Genomic DNA, 16,194 nt, shown 5'->3' on the forward strand with positions numbered 1-16,194 from the left:
AGTGGGCAGGGTGTAGGAAACGGTACCGCTGGTTTCCCCGACCGCGATGGTGATGGTTTGGTTGTTCGACAAAGTCACGACAACCGGGGAACCGGTGACAGGCGCGCCTACCGTAGCGGTGTAAACGATAGTGCCATTCTCGACAGCGCCGCCCGCTGGAACGGTAGCGGTCAGTACGACGTTGGTGACATCAACGCTATCGCCAACCGGCGTCACAACCGGTGTGGTGTTCGGCGTCAGCTGCTCGTAGTTGCCGCNNCGGTGATCGCGGTGCTGACGGTGGCGGCGCCGTTGTAGACGTCATTGCCCAGAGGGAAGGAAACCGAGCCGCTGGTTTCGCCTACACCGATGGTGATGGTTTGGTTGTTCGACAGGGTCACAACCACTGGCGAACCCGTGACAGGTGCGCCAATGGTAGCGGTGTAGACGATGGTGCCGTTTTCGACGGCGCCGCCGGCCGGCGTGGTCGCGGTGAGCACGACGGTCGTCGTGTCGATCGAGTCGACGATGTTGACCACCGCAGGCGTTGTGCTTGGCACCAGGCTTTCGAAATTGCCACCGGTAGCGCCGGTGATGGTGGTGTTGAGGGTAGTCGGGTTGTTGTAGACGTCGTTGGCCGGTGCGGCCACGTCGATCGACCCCGACGACTGACCAGCCGCGATGGTAATGGTGGAGCCGTTTGACAGGGTCACGGTTACCGGCGTCTGCGCCGGATTGGTGAGCACGGCGGTGTAAGTGATCGTCGTGCCTTCGGTGACGGGGTTGTTGCCCACGGTCAGGGTCACGGTGGTGACGTCGATTGTGTCGTCGACACGGGTGACGGCCGGGGTCGGATCGGTGGTGACCGCCAGGTCGCCACCGCCGGTGGTGCCGGTGACGGTTACGGAGATCTGCGACGGATCGATGTAAGGCGTGTTGGTGTCCGGCACGGTGACGTTGACGGCGCCTGTGGTCTGGCCGGCGGGAATGAGCACCGATTGGCCATTGGACAGGTTGACGGTCAGGTCGGCAGAAGGTGCCTGGGTCACGGTGGCGGTGTAGGTGATCACGCCGCCGGCTTCGGTGATGGCGGTCGTTGCCGTCACGGTCAGTGTGGCCGTGCGCTGGACGGCCGGGTCGTTACCGGTGTCGGCGTTGATCGGGTTGGTATCGCCTTCGATCTCGCGCGTATTTTGCGCTGCACCCGCGTTCGGACCTTCGGTGGGGTAGCCCACGGTGGGATCGACTTCGCCTGCGGTTTCGCTGAGCAGTACGAAGCTGTGGCTACCGCCGCCTTCACCGCCTGTGTCGTTCGCGCCCGGGCCTGCGGCCGTGGCTTCCAGATCCTGGGTAGGGTCGGCGCCGGCCGCGATGGCCTGCTGCAACTCTTCTACCGAAGGGGCCGCCTGAGCCGTGGCAGCGCTCAGATCGGCGATTGAGTCGGGCGTGTTGGCACTCCATTGAGTGTCGCGTCCCAGGTCGATGGTGCGGCCATCGGCCAGCGCCAACGTGACCGCACCGGCTTCACCCGTAACGACCTGCTCCCCGGCGAACAGCCGATCCCCTTCGATAAGCACTCGGCGAATCCCCTCGGGGGACACTGCGAATACTTGGCCAACAATGCTTTTGACGATGGCAACAACACTGCTCATGTGGGTGACTCTCCGGGGTGACGATTCGTTTGGTACGGTGCCTGAACATCGTCAGTGAAGGCGACGGGCATTCGGTACGTATTGTATGTTGTAATATTGACGTCAAACTATTGTCTTAAATCCGCTAAAATGAACTTTATGACAATGTATTGACCTATTTGGCGCCATCCTAAACAATCCATTGTGTAATGTCACATTGATATTTCTTAGGTATGCAAAACGCTTCAACAGCGTGAGTTCATTGACGTCAAGACGACAACGACTGACATTTTTCGCCGGTTGATGTGACAAAAAAAGTCGCTTCTGGAATATCCAGGAGATGTCGTCAGGAAGGCTCGCCATGGATGCGTCGCAAGAAAGCCGGATGTAGCACAAAGCCTGCCAGGCGCGGGCTGCACAGTACGTGGAGCGTGGATGAACGGTAAATGGCCTGGGGCTTGGCGTGCGAGTCGCCGGTGCGAAAATGGCGAGTTCAGGCTTACCGTTATATGTCAGTCACACAACATGGGTGGATGGACAAACATCACAACGGAAAGTTCGAAATTGTTGGTGTGCAAGTTATAAAGGCTAACTCCTTGTGTTGATTGAAGAAATTTTTTCACCGGGGCACGGGTGCCAAATCGCCACTGACTGTTGATTGGCGAAACGATTGCTCACCCCGGTCGGATTGAATCAGCGATGAAACACCCCCCATGGCTATCGAGGTTGCCCGACTCGCCGTGCATCCGTTTGCCAAACGAGCTCATGCGAAGCCAGCGACCAGCGTGTACGCTGGCATCCCTTGTGCAAATGCAACCCAAACCGCTGCCAGACCAGGCGGGATGAACTGATCCTGATAGGGTCGAGGTGTTCAATGAGCGATAAGAGAGTGTCAGCGTGGATTCGGAATTAAGTTCGGTACTACTCAGCCAGGACCCACGCAGCCAGCACGATGATCCGTTGCTCGACGGCCTGCTGACCCTGTGCTCGCTGCATCACAAGCCCGCCAGCCGGGCCATGCTGACCACCGGCCTGCCGTTGCCCTCGCAGCGTCTGACCGCTGACCTGCTGCCGCGCGCCGCTGCACGCGCCGGGCTGCAAGGCCGTGTGCTGCAACGCAAGCTGGACCAGATTCCGTCCATAGCGCTGCCGGCCATGCTGATGCTCAAGGACGCGCGCTGCGCCGTGCTGTTGGGCTGGGAAGGCGATACCGCGCGGTTGCTGCTCAGCGAAAGCGATGGCGGTGAAGTGCGCGTGGCGCGCGAAACGCTGGTCCAGGATTTCACCGGCCGGGTGTTTTTCGCCCAGCCGCAGCACAAGTTCGACGTCACCAATGGCTCGCTGATCCCGCGTGCCCATTCCTGGTTCCGCGACACCCTCAAGCGCTCGCGCTGGCTGTATGCCGACGCCATCGCCGCCAGCCTGGTGATCAATATCATCGCCCTGGCCGCGCCCCTGTTCGTGATGAACGTCTATGACCGCGTCGTGCCCAACCAGGCCACCGCGACCCTGTGGGTGCTGGCGGTGGGCATCTGCGGTGCCTACCTGTTCGACCTGCTGCTCAAGGGGCTGCGCAGCCTGTGCCTGGACCTGGCCGGCAAGAAGACCGACCTGATCATCTCGGCCACGCTGTTCGAGCGCATCGTCGGCATGTCGATGAAAAACCGTCCGGCGCGCGTGGGCAGCTACGCCCAGAACATCCATGAATTCCAGGGCATGCGCGACTTCCTCACGTCGCTGACCCTGACCAGCCTGATCGACCTGCCGTTCACCATCCTCATCCTGCTGGTCATCGCCTTGCTGGGTGGGCATCTGGTCTGGATTCCGATCATCGCGTTCCCGCTGGCGCTGGGCATCGGGCATTTTCTGCAAAAGCCCCTGACCAAGACCCTGGAGCGCACCATGGCGCTGGCCGCCGAGCGCCAGTCGAGCTTGATCGAGACCCTGGGTGGCCTCGATGCGGTCAAGGTCAACAACGCCGAAAGCGAGCGCCAGTACCAGTGGGAACAAACCATTGGTACGCTCAGCCGCCTGGAATTGCGGGTCAAGACCCTGTCCAGCCTGGCCATGAACATCACCTTGCTGATTCAGCAACTGGCCGGTGTGGCGATCATCATCTTCGGTGTCTACCAGATCATCGAAGGCAACCTGAGCATGGGCGGCCTGGTGGCCTGCTACATGTTGAGTGGCCGCGCGCTGGCGCCGCTGGCGCAACTGTCCGGTCTGCTGACCCGTTACCAGCAGGCCAAGGTCACCATGGTGTCGGTCGATCAGATGATGGAGCTGCCTCAGGAGCGCAACTTCGACGAGCGCCCGATGAGCCGTCAGGTGCTGCAGGGGGCCATGGAGTTTCGCAACGTCGACTTCACCTACCCGAACCAGCAGAACCAGGCGCTGCACGGCATCAACCTGACCGTGCGCCCCGGCGAGAAGATCGGCATCATTGGCCGCAGTGGCTCGGGCAAGAGCTCGCTGGCCAAGCTGCTGGTAGGGCTGTACCAGCCTGACGCCGGCTCGCTGCTGGTCGATGGCGTGGACATTCGCCAGATCGATGTCAGCGAGCTGCGCCATAACATCGGCTACGTACCGCAGGACATCCAGCTGCTGGCCGGTACCTTGCGTGACAACCTGGTGTCGGGCGCCCGCTACGTCGATGACGAAATGGTCCTGCAGGCCGCCGAACTGGCCGGTGTGCACGAGTTCGCCCGCCTGCATCCGCAGGGCTATGAACTACAGGTCGGCGAGCGCGGGCAGAATCTCTCCGGCGGTCAGCGGCAGAACGTGGCGCTGGCGCGGGCGCTGCTGCTCAACCCGCCGATTCTCTTGCTGGACGAACCCACCAGCGCCATGGACAACACTGGCGAGGAGCGCCTGAAAGCGCGCCTGCAAGCCGTCATCGAGAACAAGACCGTGATTCTGGTTACCCACCGTGCGTCGTTGCTGAGCCTGGTCGACCGCCTGCTGGTGATCGACCGCGGGCAGATTCTGGCGGATGGGCCGAAGGCTGCCGTCATGGAAGCGTTGAAGAAGGGGCAGATCAGTGTTGCTTAAATCCTCCTCCGGCGGCTTCAAGAACTCCCTGGTGCGCTACTTCAAGGGCTCCGATTCGCTGGATGGCCAGCCCTTGCCCGAGGTCGAAAAGGCGCTGATCGACGATGCGCCGCGCATCGTGCGCCTGACCATCTGGGGCGTGATCGCGTTCTTCGTGTTTCTGCTCGCCTGGGCGCACTTTGCGGTGATCGACGAGGTGACCAAGGGCGACGGCAAGGCGATTCCTTCTTCACGCATCCAGAAAATCCAGAACCTGGAGGGCGGTATCGTCGCCCAGATCTACGTCAAGGAAGGGCAGATCGTCGAGGCGGGCGCCCCGCTGATTCGCCTGGACGACACGCGCTTCGCTTCCAACGTCGGCGAAACCGAAGCCGACCGTGTGGCCATGGAGCTGCGCGTGGAGCGTCTGAGTGCCGAGGTGGAAAACCGGCCGCTGAACATCACTGCCCAGGCGCGCAAGTCAGTGCCCAGCCAGGCGGCCAACGAAGAGTCGCTGTACATGAGCCGTCGCCAGCAGTTGGCCGATGAAGTCGGCGGCCTGCAGCAGCAGTTGGTGCAGCGTCAGCAGGAGCTGCGTGAGTTCACCTCCAAGGCCGAGCAGTACCGCAACAGCCTGAACCTGCTGCGCCAGGAGATCAGCATGTCGGAACCGCTGGTGGCCAGGGGCGCAATATCGCCCGTCGAAGTGCTGCGTCTGCGCCGTTCGGAAGTGGAAACCCGCGGCATGCTCGACGGCACCACGCTGGCGGTGCCGCGTGCGCAGGCGGCGATTGGCGAGGTACAGCGCAAGATCGACGAGACCCGCGGCAAGTTCCGCAGTGAAGCGCTGACCCAGTTGAACGAGGCGCGCACCGATCTGGCCAAGACCCAGGCCACGGCCAAGGGACTGGAAGATCGGGTGAGCCGTACCATGGTGACCTCGCCAGTGCGCGGGATCGTCAAGCAGGTGCTGGTCAACACGGTCGGTGGGGTGATCCAGCCGGGTAGCGACATGGCCGAGATCGTGCCTTTGGATGACAGCCTGCTGGTGGAGGCGCGGATTCGTCCGCAGGACATCGCGTTCCTGCATCCGGGGCAGAAGGCGATGATCAAGTTCACGGCCTATGACTACACCATCTACGGCGGTCTGGAAGGCACCCTGGAACAGATCGGCGCCGACACGGTGCAGGATGAAGAGAAGAAGAACACCTTCTATCTGATCAAGCTGCGGACCAACAAGAGTCATCTGGGCTCCGATGAAAAACCGTTGCTGATCATTCCCGGGATGGTGGCTTCGGTGGACATCATCACCGGCAAGAAGAGCGTGCTGAGCTACCTGCTCAAGCCGATCATCAAGTCCCGTGCCGAGGCATTGCACGAGCGGTAAGGATTCACTCGTTAGCGGCCGCTCACGTTCCACTGTAGGAGCGGTCTGCGGCCGCGAAGGGTTTGTGGGGTGTGTCTGACACCCTGCGGCGTGTTCTTCGCGGCCGATGACCGCTCCTACCAAGGATTACATTCGGTCGGGCATTCTTGACGAAATGTTTCCGTTCCGCGAATATAGATAGTTAGCAAACTATGAATATTCGCACCTTCCCGATGAATATCGACAAGCTCCAGCTGAACATCAGCAGCGGCATGGTGGTTGCCTCGCGCCACTGGCGGCGAATCTGTCAGGCCACCCTGGCTAACTATGGTGTGTCCGAAGCCTGCGCCGTGCCTTTGTTACTGATCGTGCGCCTGGGCGACGGTGTCCGCCAAGTCACGGTGGCGCAGGCCGCTGGCCTGGAAAGCCCCTCACTGGTTCGCCTGCTCGACCAACTGTGCACGGCCGGCTACGTGGTTCGCACCGAAGACCCCACCGACCGCCGCGCCAAGGCCTTGAGCCTGACGCCCAGTGGCCGCGACCTGGCCGAGTCCATCGAAGGCGAGTTGGTGCGCTTGCGCCGTGAAGTGCTCAAGGACATCGCCCCAGCGGACCTGGAAGCGGCACTGCGCGTGGTGCGTGCCTTCGAGGAAGCGGGACAGGGCACGCCCGGTGGTTATCCATGAAAGGTTTCTTCAGCGATGTGCCACCGGCCCGGGATTGGTTCTACGGCGTGCGAACCTTCGCCGCCTCGATGATTGCCCTGTACATCGCCATGATCCTGCAGATGCCGCGCCCGTATTGGGCGATGGCGACCGTCTACATCGTTTCCAGCCCTTTCGTCGGGCCCACCAGTTCCAAAGCGGTGTACCGTGCGGTGGGGACGTTCACCGGCGCTGCGGCGGCGGTGCTGTTCGTGCCGCTGTTCGTGCAGACGCCGTTTCTGCTGGCCACGGTGATTGCCCTGTGGACCGGCACGCTGTTGTACCTGTCGTTGCACCTGCGCACTGCCAACAGCTACGCCTTCATGCTGTCGGGTTACACCTTGCCGTTGATCGCCCTGCCGGTGGTGGACAATCCCACGGCGGTGTTCGACATCGCCAGCTCGCGCTTTCAGGAGATCTGCCTGGGCATCGTCTGCGCCGCCGTGGTGGGCGCGATGTTCTGGCCGCGCCGGCTCACGCCAGTGTTCGTCGGTGCCGCTGGCAAGTGGTTCGACGATGCCGCCGGCTACAGCGATCACTTCTTGGCGCGGGACGTCAAAGGCGAGGACGTCGGCCCATTGCGCTCGGCTATGGTCGGTACGTTCAACTCGCTGGAAATGATGATCGGCCAGCTTCCCCACGAAGGGGCGCGGCCGCAGCTGGTGCGCAATGCCAGGGAGCTGCGCGGGCGCATGATCCATCTGCTGCCGGTTATCGATGCGCTGGATGACGCGCTGTTCGCCATCGAGCGCCGTACCCCCGAATTGGTAGAGCGCCTGGCGCCGGTCATGGCATCGGCCCGGCAATGGCTCAAGGACAGCGTGGACGACCCCGATCAGGCCCGCTGGCAGGCCCTGCGCGACGAGCTGCACGCCCTGCGGCCAACCCCTGAGCAATTGGATGACCGCCGCGAGCTGATGTTTTCCAATGCGGTGTACCGGTTGGGCGAATGGATCGACCTGTGGCAGGACCTGCGCAGCCTGGAACTGGCGATCAAGACCGACAGCCGCCTGCCGTGGCGAGCAGTCTACCGGCACTGGCGGCTGGGACGACTCAAGCCGTTTCTGGACCGCGGGCTGATGCTGTATTCGGTGTTCTCCACGGTCACCGCGATCATCGTCGCATCGGTGTTGTGGATTCTGCTGGGCTGGACCGACGGCGCCAGTGCAGTGATCCTGGCCGCCGTGGCTTGCAGTTTCTTCGCCGCCATGGACGACCCCGCACCGCAGATCTACCGGTTCTTCTTCTGGACCGTGATGTCCGTGGTGTTCGCCAGCCTCTACCTGTTCCTGGTGCTGCCCAACCTGCATGACTTTCCGATGCTGGTGCTGGCCTTCTCGGTGCCCTTCATCGTCGTCGGTACCTTGACCGTGCAGCCGCGGTTTTTCCTTGGCACCCTGCTGACCATCGTCAACACCTCGTCCTTCATCAGCATTCAGGGCGCCTACGACGCGGACTTCATGAATTTCGCCAACAGCAACCTGGCCGGTCCAGTGGGGCTGTTGTTCGCCTTCGTCTGGACCCTGGTGGTGCGGCCCTTCGGCGTGGAGCTGGCGGCCAAGCGCCTGACCCGGTTCAGCTGGCGTGATGTGGTGCACATCACCCGTCCGGCAAGCCTGGCCGAACAGCGCGCGATGGGCGTGCAGATGCTCGACCGGCTGATGCAGCACCTGCCGCGCCTGACCATGACCGGCCAGGACACCAGCGCGGCACTGCGCGATGTCCGCGTGGCGCTGAACCTGCTCGACATGCAGGCCTACAGCCCGCGTGTGCCGGCTGCCGTACAGCCGTTGTTGCATCAGGTGATCGAAGAGGTGGGCGGGTATTTCCAGGCCTGTCGCAAAGCCGGTGAACGCCTGCCCGCCCCGATGGGTCTGCTCATGACCATGGACCGCGCGCGCCGTGGCTTGACGGTGCAGGCCATGGGCGAGACCGAAGAGGCGCGCGAGCATCTGCTGCATGCCTTGAGCGGCCTGCGCCTGGCATTGCTGCCGGGTGCCGAAGTGGTCACCGAGGCAGGCGAGGCCGCCGAACAACTGCCGCATGGCATCGATGGAGCACCGCTGTGATTGGTGAACTGGATATCAGCGGGATCTTCCTGCCCACCGTGCTGGTGATGATGGTGTTCACCTACGGCCTGTTTCTGTTGCTGCATGGCGTGCTCAACCGCCTGCATTTCTACCGCCTGGTCTGGCACCGGGCTCTTTTCAACGTCGCTCTCTACGCTGTGCTGCTCGGCGCGGTGGACGCTCTCTGTCGAAGCCTGATGCTATGAAAAAACCGATCCTTACCTTTGGCCGCCTGGTCTTGACCCTGCTGTTCGTGTGCCTGGCGGCGTTCATCGTCTGGCGCATGGTCATGTACTACATGTATGCGCCCTGGACCCGTGACGGTCATGTGCGCGCCGACATCATCCAGATCGCGCCGGATGTGTCCGGCCTGATCGAACACGTCAACGTGCACGACAACCAGCCGATCAAGGCCGGGGACGTGCTGTTCACCATCGATCAGGATCGCTTCCGCCTGGCCCTGCGTCAGGCCCAGGCGAGCATGGCCGAGCGCAAGGAAACCCTGGCCCAGGCCGAGCGTGAACTGCGGCGCAACCGTGGCCTGGGCAACCTGGTCGCCCGCGAGCAGCTCGAAGAGAGCCAGTCGCGGCAATTGCGTGCCCTAGCTGCGTTGTCCGAAGCCCAGGTCGCCGTGGATGCCGCGCAACTGAACCTCGATCGCTCGGTGATCCGCAGCCCGGTGGACGGCTTCATCAACGACCGCGCGCCACGCCCGCGCGAGTTCGTCACCGCAGGCCGCGCCGTGCTGGCCGTGGTGGATGGCACCTCGTTTCATATCGATGGCTATTTCGAGGAAACCAAACTGGGCGTGATTCACGTCGGCCAGGCCGTGGACATTCGCATGATGGGCGACAACACCCGTCTGCAGGGCCGGGTGCAGAGCATCTCGGCCGGCATCGAAGACCGCGATCGCAGCAGTGGCAGCAACCTGCTGCCCAACGTCAACCCGGCCTTCAGCTGGGTGCGCCTGGCGCAGCGCATTCCCGTGCGCATCGCGTTTGAAAACCTGCCCGAGGGCTATCGCCTGATCGCCGGCCGCACGGCCACGGTGTCGATCATCGAAGACGGTGTGGTGGCGGGAGCGGCGCAATGAGCCAGGTCCTGCGTCTTTCCGCCCTCGCGGCGGCGCTGCTGTTGTCGGCCTGCCAGATGGTCGGACCCGACTACCATACCCCTAAGGCGGCGGCGCTCAACCGAGCCGATTTACAGGGCTCGCTGGCCGAAGGCGACAGCAATGTGGTGTCGGCGCCGGTCCCGCAGGACTGGTGGAAGCTGTACCACGACCCTCGCCTGGATGCGCTGGTGCGCCAAGCCATGGCGTCCAACACCGACCTGCGCGTGGCGGCGGCGAACATTGCCCGCTCCCGTGCGCAGATCGAGCAGGCCCAGGCCGAAGGCGGCTTCGACTTCAATGCCAAGGCCGAGGCGCAGCGTGTGCAAGAGTCGGGCGAAGCGTTCCTGCTGACCGAAAAGCTGCCGGTGGATAACCTGGGCAGCGCGTCCATCAATCTGTCCTATCAGTTCGACCTGTGGGGGACGCTCAAGCGCGGCATCGAGGCGGCACGCGCCAACGCCGACGCCACCCAGGCCGCGGCGGATACGGCGCGCATTACCGTGGTAGCCGATGTGGTACGCGCCTATACCCAGGTCTGCGCGGCCAACGAAGAATACGAGATCGCCCGGCATTCGCTCGAATTGCAGCAGGAAGGCGTGCAACTGACCCAGCGTCTGCGCGATGCCGGCCGTGGCGACGAAACCCAGGTCACGCGCTCCGAAACCCAATACAAGTCCCTGGGCGCGGAGCTGCCGCGCTATCAGGCATCGCGTCAGGCGGGCCTGTACAAATTATCGATGCTGCTGGCTACACCCGTCGCACAGCTGCCTGCCGACGTGGCCAGCTGCGCCGAGCTGCCGCGTATCAATCAGCTGATGCCGGTGGGCGATGGCGCCGCGCTGCTCAAGCGTCGTCCCGACATCCGCCAGGCCGAACGCCGCTTGGCGGCGGCCACCGCCAACATTGGCGTGGCCACCGGTCAGCTGTACCCGGACATCAGCATCGGCGCCACGGTGGGCACGGTGGGTATTCTCGATGACCTCGGGCATCCGGCAACCAATCGCTGGGGCATCGGCCCGCTGATCAACTGGAACGTGCCCACCAACGGCGCGCGGGCGCGGATTCGCGAGACCGAAGCTTCGACCCAGGCTGCGCTGGCCAATTTCGATGGGGTGGTGCTCAACGCCATTCGCGAGACCCAGACGGGCCTGGCGCAATACGCCGCCTTGCTGCAGCGCCGTGATGCCCTGGCCGACGCCGAGCGATCGGCGCAGCAGGCGGCGGATCAGACCCATCAGTTTTTCCGGGCCGGCCGCGCGTCGTTCCTGGCGGACTTGCAGGCAACGCGCACCTACACCGATGTGCGTGGCCAACTGGCGGCGGCGAACACTCAGGTGGCCATGGAACAGATCAACCTGTTCCTGGCCTTGGGCGGCGGTTGGGAAAGCGCCCGGCAGGTGCCGGGCGCACGTTGAGGCTTAGAAGCCTTCCAGAACGATCTTGCCCTTGGCCGTGCCGCTTTCGATCAGCTCGTGGGCGCGGATCAGATTGGCGGCGTTGATCACCCCATAGTGCTCGCCCAGGGTGGTGCGCAACACGCCGCTGTCGATCAGTTCGGCCACGCGCTCGAGCAGCTCGTGCTGCTTGATCATGTCCGGAGTCTGGAACAGCGAGCGCGTGAACATCAGCTCCCAGTGCAGCGACAGCGCCTTGCGCTTCATCGGCATCACGTCGAGGGTCTTCGGGTCGTCGATCAAGGCCAGCTGGCCCTGAGGGCGTAAGGCTTCGATCAGTTGCTCGAAGTGCTTGTCGGTGTGGGTCAGGCTGGCCACGTGGTCGACCTGGCCAACCCCGATGGCTTCCAGCTGCGCCACCAGCGGCTGGCTGTGATCGATCACATGGTGAGCGCCCAGGTCGGTCACCCATTGACGTGTTTCATCCCGCGACGCCGTGCCGATCACGGTCAGCTTGGTCAGCTTGCGCGCCAATTGCGTGAGGATCGAGCCAACGCCACCTGCCGCACCGATGATCAGCAGGCTCTGGCCTTCGCCACCGCCCTCGGGCACGCCCAGACGGTCGAACAGCAATTCCCAGGCAGTGATCGAGGTCAGCGGCAGGGCGGCGGCGTGGGCGTTGTCCAGGCTTTGCGGCTTGTGCCCGACGATCCGCTCATCCACCAGGTGCAGTTCGCTGTTGCTGCCCGGACGGTCGATGGCCCCGGCGTAGAACACGCTGTCACCGACCTTGAACAGGCTGACCTGATCGCCCACCTGCTGGACGATGCCGACCGCATCCCAACCCAGCACGCGCGGTTCGGTCACGGCAGCGCCGCTGCGCACCTTGGTGTCGACCGGGTTGACCGAAATGGCCTGGACCTGCACCAGCAGATCACGTGGGCCCGGTGTGGGCGCGGGCAGTTGCAGGTCGGTGAGCACGGAGGCTGCGCCGTTCTGGGTATAAGCGATGGCTTTCATCAGGGGATTTCCAGGTGAGGTCTGTAGGATCGATACGCCCTTGGCAAAGGGCGCTCGGTGGTCACGAAGATAGCGGAAGGTCAGGCGGAACGCATTTCCTGCGTGTCACGCTGCATCGACTGCAGGTTGCGCTCGATGTTCTCGCACAGCGAATCCATCTGGATCTGGTGTTCGCTGACCTTGAACGGGCTCTGCAAGTCGGTGCCGATGCGCTCGATGGCCAGCAGCATGAAACCGACCACGGTAGACGCCAGCGGTGTGAACCATTCCAGCGACTCTACCAGGCCGATCGGTACGATCAGGCAGAACACGGTGATGAACAGGCGAGGAAAGTAGACGTAGGGAAAAGGCAGTGGCGTGTTGGCGATGCGCTCCATGCCGCCCTGGCAGTTGGAGATGTCCACCAGCGTCGATTCCAGGCGCGCCAGGCGGATGCTGTCCAGGCGTCCGGCCTTGTATTCACGCGCCAGCAGGGCAGCGGAGCCGGTGATGAGGTCGTTGGAAAAGTTGTTGGTGCTGTTGCGCCGTTCGAATTCCTCGGCGCTGATGAACGCTGCCACTTCCGGTGGGCAGGGTATGTGCCGTACGTGCGCCGCCAGGCAGTTCACGTAGGCCACGTGGCGCCGCAACAGGGTGGCCTTGACCGGGTTCACGTCATCACCGACGTCGTCGATCAGGGTGAGCACCTGACGCGCGTAGCTGCGCGATGCGTTGACCAGCAGGCCCCACAATGTCCGAGCTTCCCACCAACGGTTGTACGCACTGCTGTTGCGGAAGCTGATCAATACGATCAGCGCCGAGCCCAGCAGGGTCAACGGCATGATCGGCAGGCTCAGCTTGGTGTTGAGGAACAGCATGAAGTCGACGGTGACCGCGATATCCCACAGCAGCAGCCAGAACAGAGACCAGCCGACATAGCCCATGGTCTTGATGATCAGACGGTATTTCTTGGCGATGGCTTCTTTCATAAGCGGACCTCAGGCGATGGGCGTGCCTAGGTCGGACGTCGACTTCGCAACAAGGTTCGTTGCAGCCAAACGAATGCCCGTTACCAGTTGCTACCGGCCGATACTGGCACTTCAGGCATGCCCGCGGCGGGCGAACAGCAGGCCAACGCCTGCCAGCCCCAGCAAGCCACCGCAGGCGCGATTGAAGCGACGTTTGGCCTGCGCTGTGTTCAGCCAGCGCTTGAGGTTCACGCCCAGGTACGCATACAGACCCACCGCGATCCACTCCAGTACCAGAAACAGCGCACCGAGTACGGCGAACTGGGCACCCACCGGTTGCTGCGGGTCGACGAACTGCGGCAGGAACGCGGTAAAGATGAGGATCGCCTTGGGATTGCCCGCCGCGATCAGGAACTCGCGGCGCAGCATCAACCACAGGCTCGAACGGCTGGCCGTGGCGTCATCTGCCATGTCGGCGGGCTCACCGGTCCACAGGCTCCACGCCAGCCAGAGCAGGTACAGCGCCCCCACCGTCTTGATGACCAGGAACAACCACTCGGAAGCGAACGAGACCGCGGCCAGGCCCATGGCTGCCAGCGCGATCATCCCACTGAAGGCCACCAGACGTCCGAAGCCTGCCAGGCAGGCGGCCTTGTAGCCGTGGTGGGCGGCATTGTTGATGGACAACAGGTTGTTGGGGCCTGGGGCCATGTTCAAGGCGAAGCAGGCGGGGATGAAGAGCAGGAGGGTGGTGAGGTCCATGGTGCTGTGTCTCTTGCGCAAAAAGGGCCGGGGTACTCGAACGTTGCTTTCGGAATGTAGAGAAACGCGGTGCCCACGGCAACGCCGATCTGCGCGAAGTGCTTTCACCGCCTTGAGGATTGGCCGGGTAATGATTCATGCCGCGATACATCAGCATCATTGGAGTTCTTATTGTCATGCGATCGGACTTTCTGTATGGACTGCGCTGTAATTTTAATGGTTCGCTTCCATAATAAGAGTGTGCAGTCCATGAGTGTTAGCGGATTGTTTGGTAGGAAAAATCTTAAGTAATTTTAGTTGGGATAAGTCGAGCTCGAAGAGCATATGAAACTGTAATTTATCAAGTAAATCATAGGCTTATGTATTCAAGCTTGACGTTAATATACGGCATCCCTATCATCGCGCCCCTTTCGAGTTGATACAAAGCCATTTTGGCATCAGGGATTGAATATGTGGTCAAGGGCAGGACGCCGTGCAAGTCCGTATTTCGCGGTGTTGCTTTGTTGTGCAACTAAGGTCTTCGCGGCGCCCACTACACCGGGCGAGCAGGACTTCATTCGTGACCGTCAGGACCGCCTGCTGCAAGAGCAGCGGCAGCGCTTGGAGGACCTCAAGAACCTGCCTGGTGAACAACTCAGCGCTCCTGCGCCTCCAGCCGTGGAGGACACTCGCTGCTTCGCCATCCAGCGTATCGACATCCAGGGCGCCGATGCCCTGGGTCCTGCCCAAAAGGCCGAACTCGTGCAGCCATACCTGGGCCAGTGCCTGGGTGTTGCGCAACTCAACGAGTTGCTCGGGGTCGTCACCGATCGCTATCTGCAACTGGGCCTGGTCACCAGTCGTGCCTACCTGCCGCAACAGGACCTGTCGACCGGCATCCTCACGCTTCAAGTGGTTGAAGGCCGCCTGGAAGGCATTCGACCTGCTGATGACAGCGGGTTATCGCCACGGGAAGTGAACATGGCTTTTCCGGGCCATGTAGGCGAGCTGCTCGATTTGCGCGAAGTCGAGCAACTGGTCGACCAGCTCAATCGCCTGCCGTCCAACGGTGCGCAAATGGAGCTGGCGCCTGGCGAGGCGGTGGGGGGCAGTACCGTGCTGGTCAGGAACGCTGCACAAAAGCCTTGGCGTGCTTCGCTGTCGCGCAACAACGATGGCCAGCGCAGCACCGGTCAGCAGCAGTGGGGGGCGGGTCTGGATTGGGACAGCCCCTTGGGGCTCGCCGACCAGTTGGTGCTGCGCGGCAGCCACGATGCGGTCAGCGACCACCATCGCAGCTCCAAAAGCACCACGGCGTACTACAGCGTGCCGTGGGGCTGGTGGAACTTCAATTATTCCTACAGCCAGAGCGAATACGGCTCGCAGGCTTATGGCAACGGCTTCGCCTTCAAGCAAAACGGTGACAGCCAGAATCATCAGTTTCGCGCAGAGCGCGTGATACATCGCGACTCGGTCAGCAAAACATCGATCAACGGCGGCCTGGCCTATCTGCGCAGCAACAACTACTTGAACGGCAACCGCCTGGAAGTCAGCAGCAACCGCATCAGCGAGGCCCAGTTCGGCATCAACCACGGCCGCCGTATCGGCAATGCGTTCGTCAACCTCGATCTGGGCATGCAGCAAGGCATAGGCGCTTTCGATGCGCAAAGTCGCCAGGTCGAACAGCACGGCGACCCCAACGACCGCTATCGCAAATACACCGCCACCGTGAGCTACCTGCAGGGCTTCAACCTGTGGGGCGAAACGTTCAGCTTCACCAGCCTGGCCACCGGTCAGCGCAGTGAAGATGTGCTGTTCAGCCCCCAACGCATGAGCTTGAGCGGACAGTCGTCGATGCGCGGCATCAAGGACCAGAACCTGTCCGGCGACAGCGGCGGCTATTGGCGCAATGACCTGCGCTGGACGCGTCCGGTCAACCTCGCCTGGTTGCGACCGGTCCTTTATGAATACGGCATCGGCCTGGGCTATGACCAGGGCGTGATCAGGGGCGATCGCTACAACGGCGACCAGCATGGTCGTGTGTCCAGCAATTCGGTCGAGTTGTTCGCCCGAGGCCAGCATTTCGCGACGTCGGTGACTTTCGCCCATTCGCTGGAACGCCCCGACGCGCTGAACGATCGCGAAACCCCGATCTACTTTCGCCTCGACCTCTTTCTCTGATTTCACGTTTCAGTAGGT

The 16,194-nt window shown here is 62.5% G+C and carries 11 protein-coding genes and 1 pseudogene; 8 read left to right on the top strand and 4 right to left on the bottom strand.

Annotated elements, in window-relative coordinates:
• Positions 1-1,631: pseudogene (locus B2V21_RS04050) on the bottom strand (retention module-containing protein); the annotation flags it as partial.
• A gap of 876 nt (positions 1,632-2,507) precedes the next feature.
• Between B2V21_RS04050 and B2V21_RS04055 the strand changes: the two are divergent.
• From B2V21_RS04055 to B2V21_RS04085, 7 genes are all read left to right on the top strand, one after another.
• Positions 2,508-4,661: a type I secretion system permease/ATPase gene (locus B2V21_RS04055; protein WP_090361848.1), complete on the top strand. Its 2,154-nt coding sequence runs from the start codon at positions 2,508-2,510 to the stop codon at positions 4,659-4,661.
• Entirely contained in the window at positions 4,651-6,027 is a 1,377-nt protein-coding gene (locus tag B2V21_RS04060; RefSeq protein ID WP_049858989.1) for an HlyD family type I secretion periplasmic adaptor subunit, read from the top strand. The genes B2V21_RS04055 and B2V21_RS04060 overlap by 11 nt, the downstream gene beginning before the upstream one ends.
• A gap of 212 nt (positions 6,028-6,239) precedes the next feature.
• Positions 6,240-6,692 (top strand): MarR family winged helix-turn-helix transcriptional regulator, encoded by a 453-nt coding sequence (locus B2V21_RS04065; protein ID WP_090362490.1) that lies wholly within the window; start codon positions 6,240-6,242, stop codon positions 6,690-6,692.
• Positions 6,689-8,779, top strand: a complete 2,091-nt coding sequence (locus B2V21_RS04070) for an FUSC family protein (RefSeq protein ID WP_286916089.1) — start codon at positions 6,689-6,691, stop codon at positions 8,777-8,779. The genes B2V21_RS04065 and B2V21_RS04070 overlap by 4 nt, the downstream gene beginning before the upstream one ends.
• Positions 8,776-8,985: a DUF1656 domain-containing protein gene (locus B2V21_RS04075; RefSeq protein ID WP_049858991.1), complete on the top strand. Its 210-nt coding sequence runs from the start codon at positions 8,776-8,778 to the stop codon at positions 8,983-8,985. The genes B2V21_RS04070 and B2V21_RS04075 overlap by 4 nt, the downstream gene beginning before the upstream one ends.
• Entirely contained in the window at positions 8,982-9,872 is an 891-nt protein-coding gene (locus B2V21_RS04080; protein ID WP_122743817.1) for an HlyD family secretion protein, read from the top strand. The genes B2V21_RS04075 and B2V21_RS04080 overlap by 4 nt, the downstream gene beginning before the upstream one ends.
• Entirely contained in the window at positions 9,869-11,308 is a 1,440-nt protein-coding gene (locus tag B2V21_RS04085) for an efflux transporter outer membrane subunit (RefSeq protein WP_286916090.1), read from the top strand. The genes B2V21_RS04080 and B2V21_RS04085 overlap by 4 nt, the downstream gene beginning before the upstream one ends.
• 3 nt (positions 11,309-11,311) lie before the next feature.
• Here the strand turns inward: B2V21_RS04085 and B2V21_RS04090 are convergent, their stop codons facing one another.
• From B2V21_RS04090 to B2V21_RS04100, 3 genes are all read right to left on the bottom strand, one after another.
• Positions 11,312-12,307, bottom strand: coding sequence for a zinc-binding alcohol dehydrogenase family protein (locus tag B2V21_RS04090; protein WP_049858994.1), 996 nt, complete (start codon positions 12,305-12,307; stop codon positions 11,312-11,314).
• Positions 12,308-12,387: 80 nt separating this feature from the next.
• Positions 12,388-13,275: a bestrophin family protein gene (locus tag B2V21_RS04095; protein ID WP_049858995.1), complete on the bottom strand. Its 888-nt coding sequence runs from the start codon at positions 13,273-13,275 to the stop codon at positions 12,388-12,390.
• A 111-nt stretch (positions 13,276-13,386) separates the two neighbouring features.
• The gene (locus tag B2V21_RS04100) at positions 13,387-14,016 is read right to left on the bottom strand and encodes a LysE family translocator (protein WP_286916091.1); all 630 of its coding nucleotides are present in this window, start codon (positions 14,014-14,016) and stop codon (positions 13,387-13,389) included.
• A gap of 450 nt (positions 14,017-14,466) precedes the next feature.
• Here B2V21_RS04100 and B2V21_RS04105 point away from each other — a divergent pair, with 450 nt between their 5' ends.
• The gene (locus B2V21_RS04105; RefSeq protein WP_286916092.1) at positions 14,467-16,176 is read left to right on the top strand and encodes a ShlB/FhaC/HecB family hemolysin secretion/activation protein; all 1,710 of its coding nucleotides are present in this window, start codon (positions 14,467-14,469) and stop codon (positions 16,174-16,176) included.
• The last annotated feature ends 18 nt before the right edge of the window (positions 16,177-16,194 follow it).

The sequence above is a fragment of the Pseudomonas sp. UBA6276 genome, from assembly GCF_002438365.1.
GTDB classification, from domain to species: Bacteria; Pseudomonadota; Gammaproteobacteria; order Pseudomonadales; family Pseudomonadaceae; genus Aquipseudomonas; species Aquipseudomonas coleopterorum.

Coding starts and splice junctions, on each gene's coding strand:
- B2V21_RS04065 (WP_090362490.1), top strand. CDS start 6,240: ATGAATATCGACAAGCTCCAGCTGAACATCAGCAGCGGCATGGTGGTT.
- B2V21_RS04080 (WP_122743817.1), top strand. CDS start 8,982: ATGAAAAAACCGATCCTTACCTTTGGCCGCCTGGTCTTGACCCTGCTG.
- B2V21_RS04095 (WP_049858995.1), bottom strand. CDS start 13,275: ATGAAAGAAGCCATCGCCAAGAAATACCGTCTGATCATCAAGACCATG.
- B2V21_RS04100 (WP_286916091.1), bottom strand. CDS start 14,016: ATGGACCTCACCACCCTCCTGCTCTTCATCCCCGCCTGCTTCGCCTTG.
- B2V21_RS04090 (WP_049858994.1), bottom strand. CDS start 12,307: ATGAAAGCCATCGCTTATACCCAGAACGGCGCAGCCTCCGTGCTCACC.
- B2V21_RS04085 (WP_286916090.1), top strand. CDS start 9,869: ATGAGCCAGGTCCTGCGTCTTTCCGCCCTCGCGGCGGCGCTGCTGTTG.
- B2V21_RS04105 (WP_286916092.1), top strand. CDS start 14,467: ATGTGGTCAAGGGCAGGACGCCGTGCAAGTCCGTATTTCGCGGTGTTG.
- B2V21_RS04070 (WP_286916089.1), top strand. CDS start 6,689: ATGAAAGGTTTCTTCAGCGATGTGCCACCGGCCCGGGATTGGTTCTAC.